We start from the raw sequence: 25326 nt of genomic DNA on the forward strand, positions 1-25326 counted from the left end.
AGGTGAAAAGCCCGAAGGGGCCACTCGCACCACGGATGGCGAGCGACCCCTTCAGGTTGGTTCGGCCGACCTCAGGAGGCCTTGGCCTTCTCCTCGTTCTTGACCGCGGGAGCGGGCTCGGCCGCGACCGCGGGCTTCGGAGCCGGCTTGGCCGCCTCGTAGAACTCCTCGCGCGGCGTCTCCATGGCGCCGAGCGAGACGACCTCGCGCTTGAGGAACATGCCCAGCGTCCAGTCCGCGAAGACGCGGATCTTGCGGTTGAACGTCGGCATCGCCATGCCGTGGTACGCGCGGTGCATGTACCAGGCGAGACGGCCCTTGAGCTTGATCTTCATCTTGCCCATGACGATCATCGCGACGCCCTTGTGCAGGCCGAGACCGGCGACCGCACCCTTGTTGGCGTGGCTGTACTCCTTCTGCGGGAAGCCCCGCATGCCGGAGATCACGTTGTCGCCGAGGACCTTGGCCTGACGCAGCGCGTGCTGGGCGTTCGGCGGGCACCAGGCGTTCTCGTTGCCGGCCTTGCGGCCGACCATGTCCGGCACCTGGGCGTTGTCGCCCGCGGCCCAGATGTAGTCGGTGCCCTGGACCTGGAGGGTCGTCTGGGTGTCGACGTGGCCGCGCGGGCCGAGCGGCAGACCGAAGCGGGACAGCGCCGGGTTCGGCTTGACGCCCGCGGTCCACACGATCGTGTTCGAGTCGACCTCGAGGCCGTTGTTCAGGACCACGTGGCCGTCCACGCAGGAGTCCATGCCGGTCTTGAGGTAGACCTCGACACCGCGGCCCTCGAGGTGCTCCTTGCCGTACTGGCCGAGCTTCGGGCCGACCTCGGGGAGGATCTTGTCCGCGACGTCGACCAGCACGAAGCGCATGTCCTCGCGCTTCACGTTGTTGTAGTACTTGGCCGCGTCGCGGGCCATGTCCTCGACCTCGCCGATGGTCTCCGCACCCGCGAAGCCACCGCCGACGAAGACGAAGGTCAGCGCCTTGCGGCGGACCTCCTCGTCGGTCGTGGAGTCAGCCTTGTCGAGCTGCTCGAGGACGTGGTTGCGCAGGCCGATGGCCTCCTCGATGCCCTTCATGCCGATGCCCTGCTCGGCGAGGCCGGGGATCGGGAAGGTGCGGGAGACCGCGCCCATCGCGATGACGAGGTAGTCGAAAGGCAGCTCGTACGCCTCGCCGACGAGCGGCGCGATCGTGGCGACCTTGCGGTCCTGGTCGATGGTCGTGACCCGGCCGGTGAGGACCTCTGCCCTCGGGAGTACGCGTCGCAGCGGTACGACGACGTGCCGAGGCGAGATGCTGCCGGCGGCGGCTTCGGGGAGGAAAGGCTGGTAGGTCATGTACGACCGGGGGTCGACGACCGTGACGGTCGCCTCTCCGAAGCGCATCTTCTTGAGAATGCGCCGAGCTGCGTACAGGCCTACGTACCCACCGCCTACTACGAGGATCCTGGGACGCTCCGTGGTGCTCATGCCATCGAGTATCCACCTGCCCGACGAGGGTCGCTCGTGCGCCCCTTCACAAGCATGCCAAGGGCCTCTGCTACACTTCGCCGCCCACGTGACCCAGGTCATGGTGTCCGTGGGGAACCACAGCGTCACGCGAGTCGTTGTGCACCCCTTGTGAGCTGCACTCCGAGGCTCCGGCCCGGATGAACCAGGGCCCCGCGACACACTCCCGTCACCTGCGTGAAGCACACCGGCCACGGGGCCGAGCCTTCGAAAAGCCCCCTTTAGGCGGTCCGTCACCGACGAACCTCGCCCATCGGGGCCGTTTTCCTTGTGAAGAACTTCACGAACTTTCCCGACGGAGTGTCGTCGGGGGGCCTTCCGACCCCCCTCCCGACCGCTCAGACGCTACAGGACGCGCTCAGGCGATGGACCAGCCGATGCCGTCCAGGATGTCGTGCTCGCTCACCACGACCTCGCGCGCGCCCACCCTGTCCATGATCGCCAGCAGGACCAGGGCGCCCGACGCGATGACGTCGGCCCGGCCCGGGTGCATCACCGGGATCGCCGCGCGCTCGGCGTGCGTGGCGCGGGTCAGGCGGTCCACGATCGCGCTGACCTGCTGGTACGGGATGCGGGCGTGGTGGATCGCCTGCGAGTCGTAGACGTCGAGGTCCAGGGCGATCGCGGCGACGGTGGTGACCGAGCCCGCCAGGCCCACCAGCGTGCGGGCCTCCTTGAGCGGGACCGTGCGCTCGGCGAGGTCGAGGGCGGACTCGATGTCCGCGCGGATCGCGTCGAGCTGCTCGGGCGCAGGGGGGTCGGTGACCACGCCGTCGCGCACGAGGTGCCGCTCGGTCATGCGGACACAGCCGATGTCGACCGACCGGGCGGCCTCCACCCGGTCCGTGCCGACCACGAACTCCGTGGAGCCGCCGCCGATGTCCACCACCAGGTACGGCTTCGCGAGGTCGTCACGGCCCGTCAGTTCCTTGGTGGCGCCGGTGAAGGAGAACTCCGCCTCCTGGTCGCCGCTGATGACCTCGGGCTCGACGCCCAGGATGTCCAGGACGCCGCGCACGAACTCGTCGCGGTTCTCCGCGTCGCGGGACGCGGACGTGGCGACGAAGCGGACGCGTTCGGCGCCGTGCCGCTTGATGACGGCGGCGTACTCGCGGCAGGCCGCGAAGGTGCGGTCCAGCGCCTCCTGGGCGAGCCGGCCCGTCCTGTCCACGCCCTGGCCGAGCCGGACGATCGTCATGCGCCGGTCCAGGTCGACGAGTTCACCCGTGGCCGGGTCGGCGTCCGCCACGAGCAGGCGGATCGAGTTCGTGCCGCAGTCGATGGCGGCGACCCGGGTCACTCGGCACCCTCGGTGGCGCACGGCGTGACGCAGGGGCCCTTGGCCCACCACTCGGGGAGCATCGCGATGGCCTCGTCGCCCAGCGGGTTCACGCCGGGTCCCGCGGCCAGGGAGTGGCCGACCAGGACGTGCAGGCACTTCACGCGGTCCGGCATGCCGCCCGCGCTCGGGAAGCCCTCCAGGACCTCGATGGCGTCGCGGCGCGCGATGTAGTCCTCGTGCGCGGCGCGGTACCGCTTCGCCAGTTCCTCGTCCGTCGTGAGCCGCTCCGACATCTCCTTCATGACGCCGTTGGCCTCGAGGGTGCCGATGGCGGAGGCGGCCCGCGGGCACGTCAGGTAGTACGTCGTGGGGAACGGCGTCCCGTCCGGGAGGCGCGGCGCCGTCTCGACGACGTCCGGCTGTCCGCAGGGGCAGCGGTGCGCGATGGCCCGCAGGCCGCGCGGCGGGCGGCCGAGCTGCTGCTTGAAGGCCTCGACGTCGGCGTCGGTGGGCTCGGTGCGCGGGGTGCTCGGCGGGGGCGTTTCCATGCCTGTCTTTCGTGTCGGTCCGTGTCGGGAAGTCAGTCGTCGGGGCGGTCCGCCTTGTCGACGCCGTCCCAGACGTTCGAGTACCAGGGGCGCGTCGCCGCCCCCTGGTCCGCGCGGCGGCTCTCGATCGCCGCGGGGTCGATCACCGTGAAGCCGGTCTCGCCGGGCATCACGTAGTGCAGGCGGTCGCGGACGCGTTGCTCCGCGTACGCGTCGTCCTGCCAGCGGGCCTTCTCGTCGCGCAGCTTCTCGACGTCCGCCCGGTGCTCGGCCTGCTGTCGGCGCAGGTCGTCGATCTCGGCGCGCTGCGACACGTACTGCCGCATCGGATACGCGAGGGCGACGACCAGGGAGCAGAGCACGAGCGCGAGGAGCGCGGCGCGGCCGGTGAGCCGGGAGCGGCGCGCCTGGCGCTTGGTCTGAGAGCGGTAGACGCGCTCGGCTGTCTGCTCGCCGAGCAGCCGCAGGCGGGTCGCGGTGGAGAACCGGTCCTTGGTCCCGGCCTTGGCCATGGTTCCGCCTCCCCAGAGCTGCGCAGCGCTTACACGTACGTACGTCCCCGCACACGGTACGGGACCGCGTGCGGGGACGTAGGTAACCACGTGGCTACGTGGGTTCAGCCCTTGCTGTGCTCACTAGACCGCGGAGCGGAACCGCGGGAAGGCGCTGCGGCCCGCGTAGACCGCCGCGTCGTCCAGGATCTCCTCGATGCGCAGGAGCTGGTTGTACTTGGCGACGCGCTCGGAGCGGGCCGGGGCGCCGGTCTTGATCTGGCCGCAGTTGGTGGCGACGGCGAGGTCGGCGATGGTGACGTCCTCGGTCTCGCCGGAGCGGTGGGACATCATGCACTTGAAGCCGCTGCGCTGGGCCATCTCGACGGCGTCCAGGGTCTCGGTCAGCGAACCGATCTGGTTGACCTTGACGAGCAGGGCGTTGGCCGAGTTCTCCTCGATGCCGCGGGCCAGGCGCTCGGGGTTGGTGACGAACAGGTCGTCGCCGACGAGCTGCACCTTGTCGCCGAGCTTCTCGGTGATGGCGTTCCAGCCGGCCCAGTCGTCCTCGAACAGCGGGTCCTCGATGGAGACGAGCGGGTACGAGGCGACGAGCTCCTCGTAGTACTCGGTCATCTCGGCGGCCGAGCGCTCCTTGCCCTCGAAGGAGTACTTGCCGTCCTTGTAGAACTCGGACGCGGCGACGTCGAGGGCGAGCGCGATCTGCTCGCCGGGGACGTAACCGGCCTGCTTGATGGCCTCGAGGATGAGGTCGAGCGCGGCGCGGTTGGAGTCCAGGTTCGGGGCGAAGCCGCCCTCGTCGCCGAGGCCGGTCGACAGACCCTTGTCCTTCAGGACCTTCTTGAGGGTGTGGTAGACCTCGGTGCCCCAGCGCAGCGCCTCGGAGAAGGACTCCGCGCCGATCGGGGCGATCATGAATTCCTGGATGTCGACGTTCGAGTCGGCGTGCGACCCGCCGTTCAGGATGTTCATCATCGGGACGGGCAGCAGGTGCGCGTTCGGGCCGCCGAGGTAGCGGAACAGCGGCAGGTCGCTGGCCTCGGAGGCGGCGTGCGCGACGGCGAGCGAGACGCCGAGGATGGCGTTGGCGCCGAGCGAGCCCTTGTTGTCGGTGGCGTCCAGGTCGAACATGGCCTGGTCGATCAGGCGCTGCTCGGTGGCGTCGTAGCCGACGAGCTCCGGGCCGATCTGCTCGATGACGGCGAGGACGGCCTTCTCGACACCCTTGCCCTGGTAACGGTTGGGGTCACCGTCGCGGAGTTCGATGGCCTCGAAGGCACCGGTGGAGGCACCGGACGGAACGGCGGCACGACCGGTGCTGCCGTCGTCGAGGCCGACCTCGACCTCGACCGTGGGGTTGCCTCGGGAGTCCAGGATTTCCCGGGCTACGACGACGTCGATGGACGGCACGAGCATCTCCTTCTGGGATGTGACGCGTTTACGCGAGCCGCTTCGGCCCTGCGTCTCCTGAGCCTAACCGGCTCCGGGCCTTCGGCCAGCCGACCGCCCGTCCCCTGGGACGGCACAAAGGCCATATGGCGCGGAAACAGGGCGTAAGACCATGTTCTCTACTCGCTAGTAGCGAACAAGAGGGGGCCGGGGACGGCGGGGGAAGGGGTGCGGACATGGCCCCGCCCCGGTGCGTACGGGGGATACGCGCACCGGGGCGGGGAGCCCGTGGGGACGGGGGGTACGGCCGTGCGTCCGCCGAGGCACGGCCGTGACCGTCCGGGTCAGCTCAGGTGGAGCTGCTGGCCCGGGTAGATCATGTCGGCGTTGTCGATGATGTCGCCGTTGAGCTTGTAGACCTTGTGCCAGCCGCCCTTGACGTGCTTCGCCTCAGCGATCTTCGACAGGGTGTCGCCCGTCTTGACCTTGTACTCGCCGTCGCCCTTCTTGACCGTCTTGCCGGTCGGGGTCTCGACGGTCTTCTTGGACTCGGTCTGCGGCTGCGGCTTGGGCTGCGGCTTGGGCGCGGCCTGCTGCTGCGGGGCGGCCTGCTGCTGCGTCTGCTGCGGCTTCGGCGCGGCCTGCTGCTGCTGCGGAGCCTGCTGCTGCGAGCCGCCGCTGTTGGGCGAGGCGCCCGAGAGGCCGACGCCGCAGCTCGGCCAGGCACCCTTGCCCTGGCTGGCGAGGACCTTCTCGGCGATCTCGATCTGCTGGGCCTTGGAGGCCTTGTCGGCCGTCGGCGCGTACTTCGTGCCGCCGTACGCGGACCACGTGGAGGCGGAGAACTGCACGCCGCCGTAGTAGCCGTTGCCGGTGTTGATGGACCAGTTGCCGCCGGACTCGCACTGCGCGACGGCGTCCCACTCGGAGGTGGTGGCGGCCGAGGCGGAACCGGCGGCCATCAGCGGGGCCGCGACTGCGGCACCGGTGACACCGGCGAGCGTGACGACACGGGTGGCCTTGGACGGACGACGGTGCTTGCCCTTGCTGGAAAACAGCATGCGTTGATCCCCTCACCGACGCCTGCGAGGTGAGCTGTCGGGTTCGGGCCGATGTGGTTGCCCGGCCGCACTCCTTCGAGTGCGGCTTCACCCCTAGCCGCATGACGCGGCGCTTACCTTGGGTCCCCCGCTCCTGCCTACGGCGCTCAAAGCGACGACTGTTCCCGTCCGGCCGTTGGCAGGATTCGGCGTACCGACCGGCGGGGCTCACGAGTGGCGAGCGGTGACGACGGTAATCACGCGATCGCCGGAATTTCAAAGACGATCAGGGCTTCTGAGACCCATCTCTCACTCGCACCAAACCAGACATACGACGCGAAGCCCCCACCCGACTCTTCGTCAACTACCGTTACTTTTCGCCCAGATCGAGGCTCTGACCGGGGAGAATGAGGTCCGGGTCCTTGCCGACGGTCTTCTTGTTCTCGGTGTAGAGCTCGTGCCATCCGCCGTCGACGCCGAGGTCGTCCGCGATGACCGAGAGGTTGTCTCCGGAGCGCACCGTGTACGTCCCGTCGGCGATCCCGCCGGAGCGCTTCTCACCGCGCGAGGCGTGCCGTCCGGACCGGCCGTCCGCGTCCGCACCCTCGTCCGCGCGGTCGCCGCGGTGGCGGCCGGAGGCGGAGTCGCCGGAGCCGTCCGCGTCGTCAGCGCCGCCTGCGGGGTCGGTCGAGTTCTCGGGAGTGGGCGAAGTGGCGTCTTCGTCGCCCGACTTGCCGGAGTCACCCTTGTTGCCGCCGGTGTCGCCCTTACCGCCCTTGCCATCCTTTTCGCCGGACTCGTCGTGATTCTTGTCTCGGGAGTCCTTGCCGGAGCCGGGCCTGTCGCTCGCGTCGTCGGAGGGCTTCTCCGGGTCGGCGGACGGGTCGGCCGAGTCGGAGGCGTCGCCGGACGATTCGCCCTTGCCCCCGCCCTTGCCCGAGGGGCCCTTGGCGTCCTTGCCGTCCTTGCCGTCCTTGCCGTCCTTGCCGGAGCCTGTGGGGTCCGACGGCTCGGTGGGCTTCGGCGTGACCGGGGCGCCCGGGTCCACGTCGGCCGCGGCGCCGTCCTGGGTGAGGCCGGCGATCGGGGCGCAGCTCGGCCACGCGGCGGTGCCCTTGTCGTCGAGGACCTGCTCGGCGACGGCGATCTGCTGGGAGCGGCTCGCCTGGTCGGCGCTCGGCGCGTAGTCGAGGCCGCCGTACGCCTCCCAGGTCTCCTGGGAGAGCTGGAGGCCGCCGTAGTAGCCGTTGCCGGGGTTGGCGCTCCACTCGCCGCCGCTCTCGCACTCGGCGAGCTTCTCCCACGTCGTGGTCTCGGCGGCGTTCGCGCTCGTGGCGCCGAGGAGTGGAATGGCGATGGCTGATCCGGTGACTCCTGCCGCGACGATGAGGGCCGGGGCTTGGCGGGGGCGTCGGTGACGACCATGGCCGGAGAGCATGCGGGTGCCTTTCACGAGACTGCAGCGACGACTTGTGCGCGTGGGGCGCTCAAGTCGTCGTGAACGTAGCCGCAGTCGAACGCTTGTCACAAGTCGATGCAGCGGAGATCACGCGAACATCACAGTCGTGACGGGGTGTCAGCCGGACACCGTTGTCTGTGCGGTCGTGAACTTCACCGGCAGGGTGCGCAGTCCCCGCATGATCAGTCCGCCACGCCACCGCAAATCATCCGGTTCCGCCGCGAGTTGCAGGTCGGGAAGGCGCCGGAGCAGCGTCGCGAGGGCGGTTTGGCCCTCCAGACGGGCGAGCGGGGCGCCGAGGCAGTAGTGGATTCCGTGCCCGTATCCGAGGTGCTGGTTGTCGCTACGGGAAAGATCGAGCGTGTCGGGGTCCTCGAACCGGGCGGGGTCGCGGTCGGCGGCGGCGAGCACGACGAGGACGGGGTCGCCTGCGGCGATGTCCTGCCCGCCGATGGTGAGCGGCTCCGTCGCGAAGCGCCAGGTGGCGAGCTCGACCGGCCCGTCGAAGCGGAGCAGTTCCTCGACGCCGGTCTCCAGGAGCCCGGTGTCGCCCTCGGCCAGCGCCTTCTGGAGGCGGGCACGCTGCTCGGGGTGGGTGAGGAGGGCGTACGTCCCGTTGCCGATGAGGTTCACCGTGGTCTCGAAACCGGCGAAGAGAAGGATGAACGCCATGGCGGCGGCCTCGTTCTCGGTGAGGTGCTCGCCGTGGTCGGAGGCCTTGATGAGCCCGGAGATGAGGTCGTCGCCGGGTTCGAGGCGCTTGCGGTGGATGAGTTCGGCGAGATAGCCGCGCATCTTCTTCACCGACCGGGCGACGCCGCCGCGCGGACCGCCGCCGTGCCGGATCATCATGCCCGCCCAGTCGCGGAAGTCGTCCTGGTCCTCGCGCGGGACGCCGAGGAGGTCGCAGATGGCGTAGATGGGCAGGGGGAAGGCGAATTCGTGGATGAGGTCCGCGGAGCCCTCCTCGATGAACCTGTCGATGAGCTGGTCCGTCAGCTCCTGCACGCGGGGGGCGAACTCGGCCACTCGGCGGGGGGTGAAGGCCTTGGAGACGAGGCGGCGGAGGCGGGTGTGGTCCGGCGGGTCGATGTTGAGCAGATGCGTCATGAGATTGGCGCTGCGCTCGCCCGGGATCCCGGTCTTGCTCCTCGCGTGCGCGGGCTCGTCGTGGTGGGCCGGGTTCTTGCTGAGGCGCTGGTCGGCGAGGGCGTGGCGGGCGTCCGCGTAACGGGTGACCAGCCACGCCTCCACTCCGCTCGGGAGCGGTGTCTTCCTCACGGGGGCGTTGTCGCGGAGCCAGGCGTACGCGGGGTACGGGTCTGAGGCGAACTCCCACGTGAAGAGTTCTGGCCCCTTGGGCTCGGGTGACTCCGGGGTGCCCCCGGTCGGCTGTCGGTCGTGCATGCGTCGACGGTATCCGGGTGCGGGTCCGTTGTGGCTGGTCGCGCAGTTCCCCGCGCCCCTAAGGGGCGCCTCCGTCGCGTGACGGGTGCGGGTGCTTCGTGGTTGGTCGCGCAGTTCCCCGCGCCCCTAGGGGGGTGGGTGTCCCCGACGGCTGTTGGGTGCGGGGGCTTCGTGGCTTGTCGGGCCGTTCCCCGCGGCCCTGGGGGACTTCGTGCGGGGGCTACCTCGTTGACGTCTCCGCCGTCAGGACCGCGTCCCTGTAGGCCCGCGCCGCTGCCCTCAGTGCTGACTCCGGGTCGACTCCCTCCGACTCCGCGCGCAGGGCCAGGGTCAGGAGTTCGTAGCCGATGCCCTCGCCCGGCGGGAGCGGGACCTCCAGGCCCGCCGTCCGGGCGCGCGAGGCGAGTTTCGCGGCCAGGGACAGGGCGGGCTGACCCAGCGGGATGCCCTCCGTGAGCGACGTGCGGCGCTTCTCCTCCGCCTTCGTGCGGAGCCAGTGGGCGCGTACGTCCTCGGGGGTCTGCGCCGAGGCGTCGCCGAAGACGTGCGGGTGGCGGTGGATCAGCTTCTCCACGATGCCGGCCGCCACGTCGTCGATGGAGAAGGGGGCCTCGTCCGTCGAGTCGCCGGTCGCCTCCTCGGCGATCCGCGCGTGGAAGACGACCTGGAGCAGGACGTCGCCGAGCTCCTCGCGGAGTTCGTCCCTGTCGCCCTCCTCGATCGCCTCGACGAGTTCGTACGCCTCCTCGATCCCGTACTTCGCCAGACCCTTGTGGGTCTGCTGGGAGGACCACGGGCATTCGGCGCGGATGCGGTCCATGACCTGGATCAGGTCGAGCAGGCGCGCGCCCGGCAGGTCGTACGAGGCGGGGAGGAGCTCCAGGTCCGGCATGGCGACGCGGCCCGTGCCCGCGAGCCGGGCCAGGCCGTCCGTGAGGGCCCGGTCGCCCTCGGCCGTGGCGACGATCAGGACCGTGCGGCCGCCCGCGCACGCCTCGACCAGCTCCTGCGCGGTGGGTGCCGCCCGCTCCACCCGCACGCCCGCCTCCCGCAGGTACGGCAGCTGCGGGTGCGTCGCGTCGGCGCACAGCACCTCGTCGGCGGCGTGCAGCGCCTGCCAGGCGGGCCAGGAGAGCAGGCCGGGCGCCACCCGGTGGCTCGTGGTGAGCAGGATGACGCGGCCGACGGTCGCGTCGGCGGAGTCTGCGGAGTCGGCCGGGGGCGGAGTCTCGGTCTCGTTCACCCGTCGAACGTAACCCAGCCGGGCCTGGCGTTCCTACGCCGGCTGCTCCGCCGTCCCCGAACCCGCCCCCGCCCGCGTGACCTGCCGCACCCACGGCGTCTTCGCGTCCGTGCGCTTGTTCTTGTCGACGTCCCACGTGCCGTACCGCGGGTTCAGGTCGATGTCGAGCTTCTTCGACGCGGCCGACAGCGCCTTCCAGAAGACCGCCTGGCCCTCCGGCGCGTTCATGTCCGCGTCCAGCTTCGCCGAGAGCTTCTGCGCCTCGATCTCCGTGCGCAGGCTGTCGTCGAGGCGGGCCGGTGCGACGTTGTACTGCTGCAGCCAGCCCTCCTCCAGGGCCTTCCTGCCGCCGGACTGCTGCTCCATGCCGCGGCGCATGGTCTGGATGTCGCGGCGCGTGACGGTCACCCCGGCGTCGGTGGCCGCGCGGTGCAGGACCTTGTCCAGGACCATCGTGTGCAGCGTGGCGCGGGTGAGGCCGCCGGACTTGGCGATGGCCTGCGCGTACTGCGCATCGTCGGGGATGGCCGAGCGCTGCGCGTCCCGCACCTCGTTCACCCGGCCCTCCAGCTGCGCGACCGTGATGCGGTCGTCGCCGACGACGGCCGCGGCGCCCGGGTGCGCGTCGCTGCCGCAGGCGGTGAGGAGAGGGGCCGCGGCGATCGCGGCCGCGGAGAGGATGAGCGCTGTGCGACGACGGCGGTGCAAGGAAGCCTCCCGAGGAGATTGTGCGGCGGTGCACAAAGTCTTGCGGTGATCGATGTTAGGCAGTGACCGTGTTCTCGGCCAGCCATTCGACACCTATTCGACCAACGATTTCCCGGCAGTTGGGGCACCGTCAGCCGCGCACTTGTCCGAGCCACTGCAGGGTGCGCATGACCTCCGCGGGGAACGGGTGCCCGGGACCGTGCAGCAGCTCCGCGTCGTGCAGCAGCCGCGCCAGCGTGTCGTGGGCGGCGCTCCTGTCGCCGAGGGCGAGGAGCAGATGTCCGATGCGGCGGCGGATCTCCAGGGACTGGCGGCGGTCGTCCGTCGCGTACTGGTTCTCGTAATAGGGGAGCAGCGAGCGGTACTCGGCGAGCGCGGCCGCCGGTTCGCCGAGCTGTTCCAGGCACTGCGCCACCTCGTAGCGGAACTGGAGCGAGTGCGGATCCGCCTGCCCCGACTCGGCGGCGCGCTCGTCGGCGAGGCGCCGCAGCTCGGGCAGGGCGCGGCGGTACTGGCCGTCGTCCATGAGCGTCGCCGCGTACTGCTTGCGCAGGGTGCGGACGACGGGCGAGTGCTCGCCGTGCTCGGCCGCGGCGGCCGGGAGGATCGCGCCGAGGATGTCGACGGCCTGGGTGATGCGGCCCTCGCCGAGGAGGCGCTTGACGTCGTCGACGGCACGGGCGACGTCCTGCTGGGGCACGGCGCCCGGCGGCTGCGTCGGCATGTCGGGTGCGGCGGCGGGTGTCGCGGACCGGTCCGGCCACGGCGCGTGCGGGCGCAGGAAGGGGCGGGTGGGGTCGAGCGGGCGGCCGGAGGGGATGCCGCGGGCGGGCAGCAGCGGCGCCAGTTCCTCGTAGACCTCCTGGGCGCTGCCGTGGCGGTGCTGGGGGTCCTTGGCGAGCAGCCGCAGGACGAGGGCCTCCAGGGCCTCCGGCACCTCGGGGCGCAGGCGGCGCACCGGCAGGGGCGGTTCGTAGAGGTGGCGGTGGAGGACGCCGAGCGCGGTGGACCCCGAGAACGGGACGTCGCCGCTGAGGAGTTCGTGCAGGAGCACGCCGAGCGCGTACAGGTCGGTGTACGGGCCGACGGCGCCGCCCATCGCCTGCTCCGGCGCCATGTAGGCGGGGCTGCCGATCGGGGAGCCGGTGTGGGTGAGGCGGGTGGTGTCGGTGTCCATCACGGAGGCGATGCCGAGGTCGAGGATGCTGACGGTGCCGTCCTGTTTGACCATGACGTTCCGCGGCTTGAGGTCGCGGTGCACGATCGGCACGGCGTGGACGGCGGAGAGCACGGCGCACAGCTGGGCGGCGATCGCGACGGCCCACTGCCAGGGGTAGGGGTCGTGCTCGGCGAGGTGGTCGCCGAGGTCCGCGCCGTCGACGTACTGCATGACGAGGTAGAGGTCCTCGCCCTCGCTGCCCGCGTCGTGCACGGTGACGAGGCCCGGGTGGTCGACCTGCGCGGTGACGCGGCACTCGCGCACGAACCGGCGGCGCAGCTCCTCGGCCTCGGCGCCCGCGACCCGGTCGGGGCGGAGCAGCTTCACGGCGACGCGGCGGTCGAGGCGCTGGTCGTACGCCGTCCAGACCTGGCCCATGCCGCCCTGGCCGATGAGGGTGGAGAGTTCGTAGCGCCCCGCGACGACACGCACGGTCAGCTGCCGCCTTCCTGCTTGCGCAGGTAGTCGCTCAGCTCGTCGAGCTCGGCACGGACCTGGTCGATGCGGACGGGCGCGGGGCGCGCGGGCGCGGGCGGCGGCGGGGTGTGGCCGTGGCCGAGCTGGGTGGGCCGGAGGTGGACCGGGCCGGGCGCGGGGGCCGGGGCGGGAGCGGGGCCCGGGGCCGGAGCGGGGGCCGGGGCGGTCTGCTGCGGGTAGCCGTACGAGGCCTGCGGCTGCTGCGGTACGTACCCCGTGTACTGCGGCTGCTGGGGCTGGTGGAGCTGCTGCCGGTACGGGCTGAAGTGCCGGATGTCCCCGTACAGGTAGTAGGCGACGGCGGCCACCATCGTGCTGAGCATGACCACCATGCCCGCGCTGCCCGGAGCCTGGAACTCCTCCTCTCCCGGGTCGACGCCGACGAGGACGACGGCCAGGACGTCGAGCGCCGTCACGATGCCGAAGAGGGCCCAGTTGTGGGCCTTGCGCGTCACGAGGGCGAGCCGCAGCATCGCGGCCCACGCCAGCAGGCCGCACGTCAGCACCGTGAGCACCACGAACATCACGCGCAGCGTCACATGCGTCCCCCTGGAGGGAGGGTGCGGGTGCTGCGGCGCATAGCCGTGGCCGTGCATGGCGGCTCCTGTTGCCTGTTGAACGAAGGGACGAGGATTCGAGCGTATAGGCCGACCGCGACGACGGGTCCCGGGTTGTACCGAACCGTTGTCGTACTGGTCACGCGGCCCCGGGCGGAAGGGTTCCCTCCGTCAGTCCGTCGTGCATGCCGCGCACCAGCCGGTCCCCGAGCAGGGCCGCGTGGCGCACGGCGTCCTCGAACGCGGCGAGGCGGCGGAAGCGCTCGCTGTACGCGTGCTGTCCGGCGAGCGGCAGCCGGGGCAGCTGGAGGCGGCGGACGTCGAGGCGGGCGGACGTCGACGCGTAGCTGCTGGCCTGGCGGTGGTTGGCGGTGCCGCGCAGGAAACCGGCGAGGAACCACGGGTCGAGCGCGGCGGGGTCCGGGCGCAGCAGGGCGAGGCCGCGGCCGAGGGCGGCGCCCGCGGTGGCCTCGTCGATCACGCGGGCGGCCGTGCCGCCGCCGAGCACGGGGACGACGACGTCGCCGGGGGCGGTGCGCACGGGCTCCACGTCGTCCTGGCCCGCCGTGCCCGCGTGGGCGGTGCCCTCGTAGGTGGTGCCCGAGGGCGCGGCGCCCGTCAGCACGTCGTGGTCGGTGAGGACGGGCGTGCCGCCGGGTCCTTCGCCGGTTCCGGTGTACAGGGTGAGGGCGCCGGCGCGGGCCAGTTCGCCGACGGTGGTGAGGGGCGGCCGTGCGGTGCCGGTGTCGGCCGGGGCGAGGTCGTCCGGCGGGGGCGCGAGGTCGGCGGCCCGGCGCAGGGCCTCGCCCAGACCGTGCCGGACGGTCAGGAGCTCCGTGCCGTCCGCGGCCGCGGCGGGCGGCGGCAGATGGCGGGCGGGGGCCAGGTCGACCTCGTCGTCGAGGAGTTCGAGCACCGGGACGCTGCGGGCGGTGCCGGGCCGTTCGTCGAGCGTGCCGTGCCGTTCGACGTGCTGCCAGGCGTCGAGCACGGCGTCCTGCACGGCGGGCCACAGCTGTTTGTCACGTCCGTCGGCGGTCGGCACACCGGCCGTCTCGACGAGCAGCAGCTCGGGCGCGGGCCGCGCCGCCGGGCCGGGTTTGCGCAGCACCCAGATGTGCAGGGGCAGGTTGTACGGGGGTGCGGTGCCGGCGGGCAGGGCGATGACGGCGCGCAGCGCGCCGCGGCGCAGCAGGTCGGCGCGGATGCGGCGTCCTGAGCGGCGGGACGCGGCGGCGGGCGGCATGAGGAGGACGGCGGTGCCGCCGTCGGTGAGCCGGGCCAACGCGTGCTGCACCCAGGCGAGTTCGGACTCGGAGCGGGCCGGGAAGCCGTACTCCCAGCGGGGGTCGTAGGCCAGTTCGTCGTGGCCCCAGTTGCGTTCGTTGAACGGCGGGTGGCAGAGCACGGCCTCCGCCTTGCGGTCGTCGTAGGCGTCGGCGCGCAGGGTGTCGGCGGCCATGGTGCGCACGGTCGCGTCCGCGTGCAGGGCCAGGCGCAGCGCGGTGAGGGCGGCGAGCTCCGGGGAGCTGTCCTGGCCGTACAGGTACTGGTCGGGGCGTGGCGGGACGGCGCGCAGCAGGGCGCCGGTGCCGCAGGCGGGGTCGAGGACGGTGCGGGCGGGGGCGGTGCTCCCGGCGATCCGCGCCATCAGCTCGGCGGGGCCCGCCGGGGTGAGCGTGTACTGACGGGGGTTGGCGTCGGTCTGCCTGCCGAGCAGGAACTCGTACGTCTGCTTGGCGCCCAGCTCGGACGCCAGCTCGGCGGCGCCGCGCAACAGCGGGACGGACGGCAGGAGTTCGGCGGCCGCCGGGATCTGGACGGCCCGTCTGCGCCGTACGCCGAACCGCATCGTGACCGGTTCGTCGAGCGCGCCCGGCAGCAGTTGCGCCATCCGTTCGTCCGAGACGGCGCTCACCGCGAGCCAGTCGGTGGGCCTGTCGCGGAGCAGGAGCAGGGCGCATCCGGTGTGCAGCAGGGCGGTGACGGGGCCCGCGGGGTGGCCCGCGAGCTGCTGCCAGAGGCGTTCGCGGAGGGGGACCTCGACGAGTTTGCCCTGGGCGCGCAGCCAGTGTTCGACCTGGGCGAGCGCGAAGGAGGGGCTGGTCTCGGTGCCGCCGACCGGTTTGGGGAAGTCGCCGTGCCTGCGGCGCCAGTTGCTGACGGCCGCCCGGCCGACTCCCGCGAGGCGGGCGATTCCGGCGGCGGTGACCTCGGTCGTGTCGTCCAGCGGCGTCATCCTGTGGCTCCCCTCGAACGCGCGGGGTCAGTCGCGCGGCGTCGAGCATACCCAGCGATCGCCCGCACGGGCCGCTTCACGCCCGTTAACTCATGTTCCACTCTTGCTCGTGTTGACTCGGTTCACAGGCACCTGGTCTCATGTTCCCCACCGAACGAGTTCCCTGGGGGGATTTCCATGCGTCACCACCACCTGCGCCGTACCGCTGTCGTCGCGGCCACCCTCGTCGCCGCGACCGTCGGCCTCACGGCCTGCGGCTCGGAGTCGGGCAAGGCGTCCGACGCCGGCAAGCCGAAGGAGCCCTTCGCGGGCATGAGCGGCACCGAGATCGTCGACAAGGCCGTCGAAGCGACGAAGGGCGCCACGTCGCTCCGGCTCGCGGGCGACATCGACGACGACGAGACCGGCCGGATGAAGATGGACCTGGCCCTCGACACCTCGGGCAAGTGCGCGGGCACCATGTCGATGGCCGACGAGGGCTCGTTCGACCTGATCGTCCCAGGCAACGGCACGGTCTACATGAAGTACGACGAGAAGTTCCTGCGCTCGCAGAGCAAGGGCGAGCCCGAGGACCAGACGGCGGCCGCGGTCGAGATGCTCGCCGACCGCTGGTCGAAGACGAAGGCGTCGGGCGCCGACGCGAAGGACATGGCCGGCATGTGCGACCTCGACGACCTGCTCGAGGAGTTCGAGGGCGGGATCAACTCGAACGCCCGCCGGGGCGCGACGACGGACCTCGACGGCACCCCCGCGATAAAGATCGACGCGCACGACGCCAAGGAGAAGTACACGATCTACGTCGCCGCCGAGGGCAAGCCGTACCTGCTGAAGATCGTCGACGCGGAGGCGAAGAAGGCCGCGCCGGAGCGCATCACGTTCAGCGAGTACGACAAGCCGGTGAAGACGACGCCGCCGGCCGGCAAGGTCATCGACCTGGACAAGCTGGGCGCGTAACGGCAGGCGCCCGGGCGGGCCTCAGAGCGTGTGCCGCACCCACACGTTCGGCTCGACGTACACCCCGTAGCCGCGCGCCGGTTCACAGTGCACGGGCACCAGCGCCCCCGGCACCTCGACCGGTCCCTCCGTGTCGAACGGCAGCCCGGTCCACTCGCGCCACTGCGCGGTCGAACCGGACACGGTCATGGACGCGTGCGCGACCTTCTCCACCACCCCGCCGGCCCGCACGTGCACCCGCAGCCACGGGTCGTGCGGCAGGCCGTCCTCGCGGGTGCGGTACGCGTACTCGTCGATCCGCGCCGCCGGTTCGAGGTGCTTGGCGTTGGGCCGCACGGGGGCGACGACCTCGGTGAAGCCGTGGGCGCGGGCGTTGTCCCGCATGGCGTCGAGCATCCGCCCGGAGAGGCCCTTGCCCCGGGCCGTCTCGTCGACGGTTATCTCGATGGCGCTCACGGTGTCGGCCCGCTTGCCGTGGCGCAGGTCGGAGAAGGCCCACAGCAGGACCTGGTCCCAGCCGCCGTCGGGCAGTTCACCGGTGCCGCGGGAGCGCAGCGCGAACGGCACGCTGAAGGCGCGGGCGACGACCTTGCCGCCGTCGTCCTCGTCGGTGGCGACCAGGACGTACTCCGGGAGTTCCTTGACGATCCGACCGATCAGCGACCACCCGACAGGGTCGTGGAGGATGAACTCCGGCCAGTCCTCGGCCATGTTCCAGAGCGGGTCCGTGAGCTCCGGGCGCTCGGCGAGGGTCGTGATCTTGAGGTCCATGTGACCGGACGGTACGCGTCCCGCGGGGTGAGCGGTATTGATTTTTCCGCAGGTCCGCGGGGGCTGGTCGCGCAGTTCCCCGCACCCCTGAAAGGCCCCTCGGGGCCACCTCCGAGGGGTCTGGGTCAGCGGGCGTGGAAGCGGGCAGGCGCCTTGGTCGGGGCGTTGCCCGTCGGGAGTTCCTCGTCCGGGCACGTGGTGAGGACCTTCTTCATGGCGTCGCGTTCGGCGCCGGTCACCCACACCCCGTACTTCTTCTTCACCGCGACCTGCCCGGCCACGTACGTGCAGCGGTAGGCCTTGTTCGGCGGCAGCCACGTCGCCGTGTCGCCGTCGCCCTTGCCGCGGTTGGGGCCCGCGTCGACGGCGAGGAGGTTCAGCGGATCGTTGGCGAACGCTATGCGCTTGGCGGGCTCCCACTGGAACGCGCCCTTCTGCCAGGCGTCGGAGAGCGCCACGAGGTGGTCGATGTCGACCTGGCTGCGCCCGCGCCGGAACGTCACTTCCTTGCCGGTGTACGGGTCGGGCGCGAGCTTCCCGGACGCCACCCGGCAGTCGCCGCCCTGGTACGTGACGTCCTTGAGGTCCCGCTTCAGGATGTCGTCCCGGGTCGGGCAGCGGTTGGAGTCGGTGTCGGCCCACGCGGTGCCGAACCGGCTCCGCTCGTAACCGGTCTTCGGGGCGCGCCCCTTGACGGTGAGCGTGTCCACGGCGGCGAGCGCGGACCCGGCCTTGGCGTCAGGTCCTGCGGCGCTGCCCTCCGCCTTGTCCTTGGTCGCGGTCTCGCAGCCGGTGAGGAGCGCGGGCACGGCGAGGAGGGCGAGGAGGGCCGGAGCGGTGCGTCGAGTGGTACGTCGGGTCATCGGACGACCACCGTGTCGCCGAGGGCCAGCGGGGCGGGCGCCACCACGTCCGTGTGGACGCCGATGCACATGCCGCGGGCGGCGGTGAGGGTCTTCAGGACGCGGTTGTCGGCGGGCAGGCCGGGCTGGGCCTGGGTGACCATGACGCACCGCTTGACGCGCTTGCTGACGCGCAGCAGCAAGGGCTCGCGGCCTTCGCCCCCGCCCAGGGCGATCTCCCGTCCCACCCAGCTCTCCTCGATCCACGGTTCGTCGGTCTCCACGACGATGTTCTTGCGCAGGCGTCGTACGTCGACGGGGCCGGGGTCGCCGAGGAGGTCGCCGAGCGCGCGCAGGGAGGCGGTGCCGACGACGGAGACGGGGGAGACGTCCTTGTGGGAGTCGTCCCCCTCCTCACGGACCAACTCGACGCCCTCGCCGAAACGTTCCGGTATGCGCGGGTCGCCGGGGCGCAGCTCCGCACCGTCGGGTGCGAGGACGACAGGAGTTCCGTCACCGTCGTAGACCACGCGGTGTTCGAGCATGCCGGGTGTCCGGCGGAACCGCTCGTGGTTCTTCCCGCTGGCCAGCTTGCCGTCCGGGTACCGCAGGGCCCACAGCCGGTCGCCGACGACGCCGGCCGCGCCGAACTCCAGCCGGTCGTGCGCGTCGCCGAGCATCGACTTCACCGGGAACCGGTGCAGACCCACGACTTGGAACGTCACTGCGCTCTCCCCTCCCCTGGGCGGACTCCGAGTGGGCGGGCTCCGGGACCACGCGGAAGATCATGAGAATATCTCCTGTTCCTTCCCTATCAGGAGATTCATGCTCAAGCGTCTGCCGCGGCTCGCCCTGCCGCTGCTCACTGTCCTCGTCCTCGGTACCACGGGGTGCGGTGCGTCCGACACCTCCGGCTCGTCCGACAAGCCGCGCACTCCGTCGGCGAGCGCGACCACCACGCCCTCCGCGGCCGCCACGCCCTCCGCGCCCAAGGGGCGCGGGCTGAAGGGACCGGCGGCCGAGTTCTTCCTCAAGACCCTGCGGAAAAACTACCCGGACCTCGACCACATCGACGACGACGCGCTCGTCGCCGAGGGGGACGCGCTGTGCACGATCCGGGGCGCGGCCCTCGGCGAGCAGTTCAAGAAGTCCACACGCCGCCTCGGCACGACCAAGAAGCAGACGTCCCGCATCATGGGCGTCGCCCACTCCCTGTGCCGTGACAAGGAGGACCAGCTGTTCGGCGACTGACGATTACCTGAGCGGTAATCGACCGTCCCCCTCTCCCCCGGCAGGATCGGCCGCATCAGCCCAGCGAGATCCCCGTAGGAGAGCCCCATGACCGCCGAGACCGCCGAGACCGTCGCCGCCCGCACCCGCTCCGTCGTCCAGGAGTTCCTCCAGGCCCGCCTGTCCGGGAACACCGAACGGATGGTGGAACTCTTCGCCGACGACGTGGACTGGCTGCTCGCCGAGAACCCCGTCGTCCCGTGGATCCGCCCCCGCTCCACCGGCGCCGAGTGCGCCGCCCAGTCCGCGGAGCTGGCCGAGCACACGGTCGCCGAGGACGCCGACGCCTCCCTCGACACGTTCCTGGTGGACGGCACCGACGCCGTCCTCTTCGGCCACCTCAAGGGCACCGTGCGCGCCACCGGCAAGTCCTTCGGGGGCCCGTTCGCCCTGCGCCTCACGGTGGAGAACGGCCGGATCACCCGGCACCACCTCTACGAGAACAGCGTGTCGATCGCGGCGGCCTGCACGGTGGCGTGACCACGGCCCACGCACCCGTCACTCGTAACGGGGCAGACCCTCCGTGGAGATGGTCCACTCGGCGATGGTGACGTCCTCGCCGTAGACGAAGTCCTTACGGGTGGCGTAGCGCGGCCCGTCGGGCGTGGAGTGGATATCGGAAAGGACGGCGCCGGAGCCGGTACGCGGGTCGAAGATCGCGTACACCGGGATGCCGAGGAGCGGATAGTCGCGGGTCTTGCCGACCCAGTCGTTGTCGGGGTTCGAACGGGAGACGATCTCGATGGCGGCGATGAGGGTGCGGGGGTCGAAGGAGCCCTGGCCTGCCATATCCGCCTGGGCGATCACGATGATGTCCGGCAGCCGCATGATGTTCTCCGGCTCGTCCTCGACATCGGGCGCCCCCGTATGTGCCCAGAGCTCGTCCGGCATGACCCGCTGCAAACGGCGGCTGATCTGACCCGAAGTGAATTCGTGCGGCCGGTTCGGCGCCATCATGTCGTGGACGATCCCTTGCTTGGTGATCTCGAATTTGCCGGGAAGGGTGTCGTCCATCGACTGAACGAAGTCCCGCATGGCTCGATAAGCGTGATGGGACGCGGCCCGCCGGGCGTCACCTGAGGCGATGGTCATGGCGTGCGCTCCTCGTCTGTGCCCAGGGGCAAGGGTCGTCACGTTCATGCTAGGCGGCCCGCCGCAGCTCGGGGCCGCAGTCGCGGCACCGCCCGGATGTCGGAGCGCGGAAGGCCCGATCACACCCCGCGCAGTTCTGGAGCGGATCGGGACGGGCCGGTGCGGCACCACCGACCGGCGCCACGGGCAGGGGCGGTGGCAGCAGGGCGGTGAGCCGGTGGGCCAGGAGGGCTGCCGGGTGCCGCAGGTCGTCGGGGAGCGCGGCCGTGAGCGTGCGGCGTACGGCATCGGGGGCCACCGCGCGCCCCAGCCAGGCGGCGGCCGCGGGGGCGAGGCGGCGGACGTCCCGTTCGGCGAGGAGCAGGCGCGGGTCGTCGCGGCGCAGGTCGGAGAGGAGTTCCGTGGCGGCCCTGTGCCGGTCGAGGTCGGGGGTGTCCGGCTCGGGGAGGGGCTCACGGGGAGGCTCGCGGTCGACTCGTACGGGCTTCTCCGGTGCGGGAGCGGGACGCGGGTCGGCGTCGGGCCGCGTGCCGGGCCGGTTGTACGAGACCGTCCGGGTGACCACCTCACCCCCGGGCAGGCGCTCCCGCGTCCGGGAGAGATATCCGTGCCGCTCCAGTTCGCGCAGGGCCCCGGCGATGCGGTGCTCGCTCTCCGGGAAGCGGTCTGCGAGGACCTTGATGCCGATGCGGGCCCCGGCGGGCAGCGACTGGATGTGCACGGCGAGCCCGATCGCGAGCAGGGAGAGCTCGCGGTGCTGGGCGAGGTGGTTGCCGACGACCGTGTAGCGGGTCGTGTGCCTTGAGTTGACGTGAACGACACCGGATCGGGGGGTGTCGGCGGGTACGGAGGACCCGGCGCGCGAGGGCGCGCTAGGCTGCTGGAAAGCCATCAGGAAGCTGTTCTCTTCCTAGTTGGTCAGGCCCTCGGCCGGGATGCCAGTCCCGCCGGGGGCCGTCGTATGTCTGCGGTTGTCGCGGCGAGCATATGCCCGCGAACAGGCGGGAAAGCCAGCCCAGTTGGCAGATGTCACCCGCGTGGGTGACGGACGCCGATGCGTCGACGGGTGGGTCGGTGGGGAGGTATTTCCCTCAGGACTTTCCCGAAAGGCTTTCAAGCTTTTATGTCGTGGCGCACCGAGTCACGGCTGACCGGGTCGCGCACGTCCGCGACCCGGTCGACCACACCCAATGCCACCTGCCACCCGATTGCGTGTTCTGCGAACCTACGACCCCAGAATCGACGTCAGGAACTCCCCGACCCAGGACAGCAGTTCGCGGCCGACCAGCGGCTTGCCGCCCACCTTGGCGGTCTTCGGGCGGGGGACCAGGAGCTGGTTCGCGGTCGGCTTGATGACCGTTCCGGGGTAGAGGCGTTTGAGGCGGAGTTCCTGGGATTCGCGGAGGTCCACCGGGGCGAAGCGGATGTTGTTGCCCTGGAGGACGATCTCGCCGACCTCGCAGGCTCGGGACAGCATGCGCAGGCCCGCCACCAGGAGGAGGTTCTCCACCGGCTCCGGGAGCTTGCCGTAGCGGTCGGTGAGTTCTTCGCGTACCGCCTTGATGTCCTCCTCCGTGTTCGCGGAGGCGATGGCCCGGTAGGCCTGGAGGCGGAGGCGCTCGCCGGGGGCGTAGTCGTGGGGGACGTGCGCGTCGACCGGGAGCTCGATCTTGACCTCCAGGGGCGGCTCCTCCTCGACACCACCCTCCAGGGACGCGCGGTAGTCGGCGACGGCCTCGCCGACCATGCGGACGTAGAGGTCGAAGCCGACGCCCGCGATGTGGCCGGACTGCTCGCCGCCCAGGAGGTTGCCCGCGCCGCGGATCTCCAGGTCCTTCATCGCCACGTACATGCCCGCGCCCATCTCCGTGTGCTGGGCGATCGTCGCCAGGCGCTCGTGGGCCGTTTCCGTGAGGGGCTTCTCCGGGGGGTAGAGGAAGTACGCGTAGCCGCGCTCGCGGCCACGGCCCACCCGGCCGCGCAGCTGGTGGAGTTGGGAGAGGCCGAAGTTGTCGCCCCGCTCCACGATCAGCGTGTTCGCGTTGGAGATGTCGATGCCCGATTCGACGATCGTCGTCGAGACCAGGACGTCGAACTTCTTCTCCCAGAAGTCCACGACCACCTGCTCCAGGGCCTGTTCCGACATCTGGCCGTGGGCCGTCGCGATGCGCGCCTCGGGAACGATGTCCCGGAGCCTCGCCGCCGCGCGGTCGATCGACTCGACACGGTTGTGGATGTAGAAGACCTGGCCCTCGCGGAGCAGTTCGCGGCGGACCGCCGCGCCGATCTGCTTCTCCTCGTACGGGCCGACGAAGGTCAGGACCGGGTGACGCTCCTCGGGCGGCGTCGTGATCGTCGACATCTCGCGGATGCCGGTCACGGCCATTTCGAGCGTACGGGGAATGGGGGTCGCCGACATGGTCAGCACGTCGACGTTGGCGCGGAGCTTCTTCAGCTGCTCCTTGTGCTCGACGCCGAAGCGCTGCTCCTCGTCGACGATGACCAGGCCCAGGTCCTTGAACTTGGTCTCGGAGGAGAACAGGCGGTGCGTGCCGATGACGATGTCGACCGAGCCCTCGCGCAGGCCCTCCAGGGTCGCCTTCGACTCCGTCTCCGTCTGGAAGCGGCTCAGCGCCTTCACGCTGACCGGGAACTGGGAGTACCGCTCGGAGAACGTGCCGAAGTGCTGCTGGACCAGGAGAGTCGTGGGGACGAGGACCGCTACCTGCTTGCCGTCCTGGACCGCCTTGAAGGCCGCGCGGACCGCGATCTCCGTCTTGCCGTAGCCGACGTCGCCGCAGATGAGGCGGTCCATCGGGACCGTCTTCTCCATGTCCTCCTTGACCTCGGCGATCGTGGTCAGCTGGTCGGGCGTCTCCACGTACGGGAAGGCGTCCTCCAGCTCGCGCTGCCAGGGCGTGTCGGGCGCGAAGGAATGCCCTGGCGCCGCCATGCGCGCGGAGTACAGCTTGATGAGGTCCGCGGCGATCTCCTTGACCGCCTTCTTCGCGCGCGCCTTCGTCTTCGTCCAGTCGGCGCCGCCGAGCCGGTGCAGCGTCGGTGCCTCGCCGCCCACGTACTTGGTGATCTGCTCCAGCTGGTCCGTGGGGATGTAGAGCCGGTCGCCGGGCTGGCCGCGCTTGGCGGGCGCGTACTCCACGACGAGGTACTCGCGGGTCGCGCCCTGGACGGTGCGCTGCACCATCTCGATGTAGCGGCCCACACCGTGCTGCTCGTGGACGATGTAGTCGCCGGACTCCAGGGTCAGCGGGTCGATCGTCTTGCGGCGGCGGGCCGGCATGCGCTGGCCGTCCTTGCCCGCCGCCTTCTGGCCGGACAGGTCGGTCTCGGTGAGGACCGCGAGCCTGAGGGCCGGGTCCACGAAGCCGTAGTCGATCGAACCGCAGGAGACGTGCACCAGCGACGGCGTGAGTTCGCCGAGGTCGCCGTCGAGGCGGGCCGCGATGCCCTCGCCGCCGAGCACCTCGACGGTACGGGCCGCGGGGCCGTGGCCCTCGGTGACGTAGACGACGCGCCAGCCGTCGGCGAGCCAGCCCTTGGTGTCGGCCAGGGCCTTCGCCGTATCGCCCCGATACGTTTCCGGGGCGTGCATGCCCAGCTTGAGCGTGTCGTCGTCCAGCTCTTCGTCGGCGGCGAACGGGCTCACCGACCACCACATCATGTCGAGCTCGCGGGCGTGGTCCCGGACGTCCGCGATGCCCCACAGGGACGCCGCGCCCACGTCGATCGGCGCCTCGCCGCCGCCCGCCGTCGCCGCCCAGCTCGCCTGGAGGAACTCCTGCGAGGTCGCCACCAGGTCCGCCGCGCGCGTCCGCACCCGCTCCGGGTCGCAGACCACGGCCATGGAGCCCTTCGGCAGGACGTCGACGAGCAGCTCCATGTCGTCCACCAGGACCGGCGCGAGCGACTCCATGCCCTCCACCGCGATGCCCTCGGCGATCTTCCCGAGCAGCTCGCCCAGCTCCGGGTGCTCCTCGGCGAGGACGGCGGCCTTCTCGCGCACCTCGTCCGTGAGCAGCAGCTCACGGCAGGGCGGCGCCCACAGGCCGTGCTCGGCGACCTCCAGGGAGCGCTGGTCGGCGACCTTGAAGTACCGGATCTCCTCGACGTCGTCGCCCCAGAACTCCACGCGCAGCGGGTGCTCCTCGGTGGGCGGGAAGACGTCGAGGATGCCGCCCCGCACGGCGAACTCGCCGCGCTTCTCGACCAGCTCCACGCGCGAGTACGCGGCCGCCGCGAGGGCCTCCACCGTCTCGTTCAGGTCCGTGGTCTGCCCGGAGCGCAGCGCTACGGGCTCCAGGTCACCGAGGCCCTTGACCTGCGGCTGGAGAACGGAGCGGACCGGCGCGACGACCACCGAGACCGGGCCGGTCTCCGGGTCGTCCGAGCTGGGGTGCGCGAGGCGGCGCAGGACCGCGAGGCGGCGGCCGACGGTGTCGGAGCGCGGCGAGAGGCGCTCGTGCGGCAGCGTCTCCCACGACGGGTACTCCGCGACGCCGTCCGGCGGCAGGATCGTCCGCAGCGCCGCGGCGAGGTCCTCGGCCTCCCGGCCGGTGGCCGTCACGGCCAGGACGGTGCGGCCGGACTCGCGGGCCAGCGCCGCCACCGCGAAGGGCCGGGCCGCGGGCGGTCCGACCAGGTCGACGTGCGTGCGGTGGCCGTCGGACGCGGCCTTGGCCGCTTCGGCGAGTGCCGAGTCCTTGACGACAGCGTCGAGCAGACCGTGCAGGCTCATTGGAGGCTTTCCGTCCAGATAACCGGA

22 protein-coding genes and 1 riboswitch are annotated in these 25326 nt (G+C 71.3%); of the genes, 3 read left to right on the plus strand and 19 right to left on the minus strand.

Features of this window, described 5'->3' with window-relative positions; translation table 11 throughout:
* Positions 1-71 precede the first annotated feature (71 nt).
* The 13 genes from AC07DO_RS18650 to AC07DO_RS18710 form a co-directional block, all read right to left on the minus strand.
* A complete protein-coding gene (locus AC07DO_RS18650; protein ID WP_479060887.1) occupies positions 72-1475 on the minus strand; it encodes an NAD(P)/FAD-dependent oxidoreductase in 1404 nt (467 codons plus the stop codon).
* Between the two features lie 397 nt (positions 1476-1872).
* Entirely contained in the window at positions 1873-2814 is a 942-nt protein-coding gene (locus tag AC07DO_RS18655; protein WP_479060889.1) for a Ppx/GppA phosphatase family protein, read from the minus strand.
* A complete protein-coding gene (locus AC07DO_RS18660) occupies positions 2811-3344 on the minus strand; it encodes a DUF501 domain-containing protein (protein ID WP_479060891.1) in 534 nt (177 codons plus the stop codon). The genes AC07DO_RS18655 and AC07DO_RS18660 overlap by 4 nt, the downstream gene beginning before the upstream one ends.
* 32 nt (positions 3345-3376) lie before the next feature.
* A complete protein-coding gene (locus tag AC07DO_RS18665) occupies positions 3377-3856 on the minus strand; it encodes an FtsB family cell division protein (RefSeq protein ID WP_479060892.1) in 480 nt (159 codons plus the stop codon).
* 123 nt (positions 3857-3979) lie between these two features.
* Positions 3980-5272, minus strand: a complete 1293-nt coding sequence (eno, locus tag AC07DO_RS18670; protein ID WP_479060894.1) for a phosphopyruvate hydratase — start codon at positions 5270-5272, stop codon at positions 3980-3982.
* Positions 5273-5589: 317 nt separating this feature from the next.
* Positions 5590-6306 (minus strand): transglycosylase family protein, encoded by a 717-nt coding sequence (locus tag AC07DO_RS18675; protein ID WP_479060895.1) that lies wholly within the window; start codon positions 6304-6306, stop codon positions 5590-5592.
* 4 nt (positions 6307-6310) lie between these two features.
* Positions 6311-6461, minus strand: a riboswitch (cyclic di-AMP (ydaO/yuaA leader).
* A gap of 194 nt (positions 6462-6655) precedes the next feature.
* Complete coding sequence (locus AC07DO_RS18680) at positions 6656-7723, minus strand: LysM peptidoglycan-binding domain-containing protein (RefSeq protein WP_479060897.1); 1068 nt, start codon at positions 7721-7723, stop codon at positions 6656-6658.
* Between the two features lie 138 nt (positions 7724-7861).
* Positions 7862-9151, minus strand: coding sequence for a cytochrome P450 family protein (locus tag AC07DO_RS18685; RefSeq protein ID WP_479060898.1), 1290 nt, complete (start codon positions 9149-9151; stop codon positions 7862-7864).
* Between the two features lie 220 nt (positions 9152-9371).
* Positions 9372-10394 (minus strand): nucleoside triphosphate pyrophosphohydrolase, encoded by a 1023-nt coding sequence (locus AC07DO_RS18690; RefSeq protein ID WP_479060900.1) that lies wholly within the window; start codon positions 10392-10394, stop codon positions 9372-9374.
* 33 nt (positions 10395-10427) lie between these two features.
* On the minus strand, positions 10428-11102 hold the full coding sequence (locus AC07DO_RS18695; RefSeq protein ID WP_479060901.1) for a SurA N-terminal domain-containing protein: 675 nt from the start codon (positions 11100-11102) through the stop codon (positions 10428-10430).
* Positions 11103-11232: 130 nt separating this feature from the next.
* On the minus strand, positions 11233-12753 hold the full coding sequence (locus AC07DO_RS18700; protein WP_479060903.1) for a serine/threonine-protein kinase: 1521 nt from the start codon (positions 12751-12753) through the stop codon (positions 11233-11235).
* A gap of 2 nt (positions 12754-12755) precedes the next feature.
* Positions 12756-13337, minus strand: a complete 582-nt coding sequence (locus AC07DO_RS18705) for a hypothetical protein (RefSeq protein ID WP_479060905.1) — start codon at positions 13335-13337, stop codon at positions 12756-12758.
* 157 nt (positions 13338-13494) lie between these two features.
* Positions 13495-15594, minus strand: a complete 2100-nt coding sequence (locus tag AC07DO_RS18710; protein WP_479060907.1) for an N-6 DNA methylase — start codon at positions 15592-15594, stop codon at positions 13495-13497.
* Between the two features lie 177 nt (positions 15595-15771).
* Between AC07DO_RS18710 and AC07DO_RS18715 the strand changes: the two genes are divergently transcribed.
* The gene (locus AC07DO_RS18715; protein ID WP_479060909.1) at positions 15772-16548 is read left to right on the plus strand and encodes a hypothetical protein; all 777 of its coding nucleotides are present in this window, start codon (positions 15772-15774) and stop codon (positions 16546-16548) included.
* A 21-nt stretch (positions 16549-16569) separates the two neighbouring features.
* On the opposite strand, the gene AC07DO_RS18720 is transcribed toward AC07DO_RS18715, so the two are convergent.
* The 3 genes from AC07DO_RS18720 to AC07DO_RS18730 all read right to left on the minus strand — a co-directional run bounded on the left by AC07DO_RS18720 (position 16570) and on the right by AC07DO_RS18730 (position 18886).
* Positions 16570-17319: an N-acetyltransferase gene (locus AC07DO_RS18720; RefSeq protein ID WP_479060911.1), complete on the minus strand. Its 750-nt coding sequence runs from the start codon at positions 17317-17319 to the stop codon at positions 16570-16572.
* 125 nt (positions 17320-17444) lie between these two features.
* Positions 17445-18182, minus strand: a complete 738-nt coding sequence (locus AC07DO_RS18725) for an HNH endonuclease family protein (protein WP_479060913.1) — start codon at positions 18180-18182, stop codon at positions 17445-17447.
* Positions 18179-18886: an MOSC domain-containing protein gene (locus tag AC07DO_RS18730; protein WP_479060914.1), complete on the minus strand. Its 708-nt coding sequence runs from the start codon at positions 18884-18886 to the stop codon at positions 18179-18181. Before AC07DO_RS18730 ends, AC07DO_RS18725 begins: the two co-directional genes overlap by 4 nt.
* A 100-nt stretch (positions 18887-18986) precedes the next feature.
* Here AC07DO_RS18730 and AC07DO_RS18735 point away from each other — a divergent pair, with 100 nt between their 5' ends.
* Entirely contained in the window at positions 18987-19412 is a 426-nt protein-coding gene (locus AC07DO_RS18735) for a hypothetical protein (protein WP_479060915.1), read from the plus strand.
* An 87-nt stretch (positions 19413-19499) separates the two neighbouring features.
* Positions 19500-19931 (plus strand): nuclear transport factor 2 family protein, encoded by a 432-nt coding sequence (locus AC07DO_RS18740; RefSeq protein ID WP_479060916.1) that lies wholly within the window; start codon positions 19500-19502, stop codon positions 19929-19931.
* 18 nt (positions 19932-19949) lie between these two features.
* Here AC07DO_RS18740 and AC07DO_RS18745 read toward each other — a convergent pair whose 3' ends face one another.
* The 3 genes from AC07DO_RS18745 to mfd form a co-directional block, all read right to left on the minus strand.
* Entirely contained in the window at positions 19950-20543 is a 594-nt protein-coding gene (locus AC07DO_RS18745) for a Uma2 family endonuclease (RefSeq protein ID WP_479060917.1), read from the minus strand.
* 49 nt (positions 20544-20592) lie between these two features.
* Positions 20593-21435: a helix-turn-helix domain-containing protein gene (locus AC07DO_RS18750; RefSeq protein ID WP_479060918.1), complete on the minus strand. Its 843-nt coding sequence runs from the start codon at positions 21433-21435 to the stop codon at positions 20593-20595.
* Between the two features lie 333 nt (positions 21436-21768).
* Positions 21769-25299, minus strand: coding sequence for a transcription-repair coupling factor (mfd, locus tag AC07DO_RS18755; protein ID WP_479060920.1), 3531 nt, complete (start codon positions 25297-25299; stop codon positions 21769-21771).
* Between the last annotated feature and the right edge of the window lie 27 nt (positions 25300-25326).

The organism is Streptomyces sp. NPDC045678 (genome assembly GCF_056432085.1).

What these genes read in the sequence shown, in the direction of transcription:
- AC07DO_RS18650 (WP_479060887.1), bottom strand. Translation starts at nt 1,475, where the DNA reads ATGAGCACCACGGAGCGTCCCAGGATCCTCGTAGTAGGCGGTGGGTAC.
- AC07DO_RS18660 (WP_479060891.1), bottom strand. Translation starts at nt 3,344, where the DNA reads ATGGAAACGCCCCCGCCGAGCACCCCGCGCACCGAGCCCACCGACGCC.
- AC07DO_RS18665 (WP_479060892.1), bottom strand. Translation starts at nt 3,856, where the DNA reads ATGGCCAAGGCCGGGACCAAGGACCGGTTCTCCACCGCGACCCGCCTG.
- eno (WP_479060894.1), bottom strand. Translation starts at nt 5,272, where the DNA reads ATGCTCGTGCCGTCCATCGACGTCGTCGTAGCCCGGGAAATCCTGGAC.
- AC07DO_RS18675 (WP_479060895.1), bottom strand. Translation starts at nt 6,306, where the DNA reads ATGCTGTTTTCCAGCAAGGGCAAGCACCGTCGTCCGTCCAAGGCCACC.
- AC07DO_RS18680 (WP_479060897.1), bottom strand. Translation starts at nt 7,723, where the DNA reads ATGCTCTCCGGCCATGGTCGTCACCGACGCCCCCGCCAAGCCCCGGCC.
- AC07DO_RS18685 (WP_479060898.1), bottom strand. Translation starts at nt 9,151, where the DNA reads ATGCACGACCGACAGCCGACCGGGGGCACCCCGGAGTCACCCGAGCCC.
- AC07DO_RS18710 (WP_479060907.1), bottom strand. Translation starts at nt 15,594, where the DNA reads ATGACGCCGCTGGACGACACGACCGAGGTCACCGCCGCCGGAATCGCC.
- AC07DO_RS18715 (WP_479060909.1), top strand. Translation starts at nt 15,772, where the DNA reads ATGCGTCACCACCACCTGCGCCGTACCGCTGTCGTCGCGGCCACCCTC.
- AC07DO_RS18720 (WP_479060911.1), bottom strand. Translation starts at nt 17,319, where the DNA reads ATGGACCTCAAGATCACGACCCTCGCCGAGCGCCCGGAGCTCACGGAC.
- AC07DO_RS18725 (WP_479060913.1), bottom strand. Translation starts at nt 18,182, where the DNA reads ATGACCCGACGTACCACTCGACGCACCGCTCCGGCCCTCCTCGCCCTC.
- AC07DO_RS18735 (WP_479060915.1), top strand. Translation starts at nt 18,987, where the DNA reads ATGCTCAAGCGTCTGCCGCGGCTCGCCCTGCCGCTGCTCACTGTCCTC.
- AC07DO_RS18740 (WP_479060916.1), top strand. Translation starts at nt 19,500, where the DNA reads ATGACCGCCGAGACCGCCGAGACCGTCGCCGCCCGCACCCGCTCCGTC.
- AC07DO_RS18745 (WP_479060917.1), bottom strand. Translation starts at nt 20,543, where the DNA reads ATGACCATCGCCTCAGGTGACGCCCGGCGGGCCGCGTCCCATCACGCT.
- AC07DO_RS18750 (WP_479060918.1), bottom strand. Translation starts at nt 21,435, where the DNA reads ATGGCTTTCCAGCAGCCTAGCGCGCCCTCGCGCGCCGGGTCCTCCGTA.
- mfd (WP_479060920.1), bottom strand. Translation starts at nt 25,299, where the DNA reads ATGAGCCTGCACGGTCTGCTCGACGCTGTCGTCAAGGACTCGGCACTC.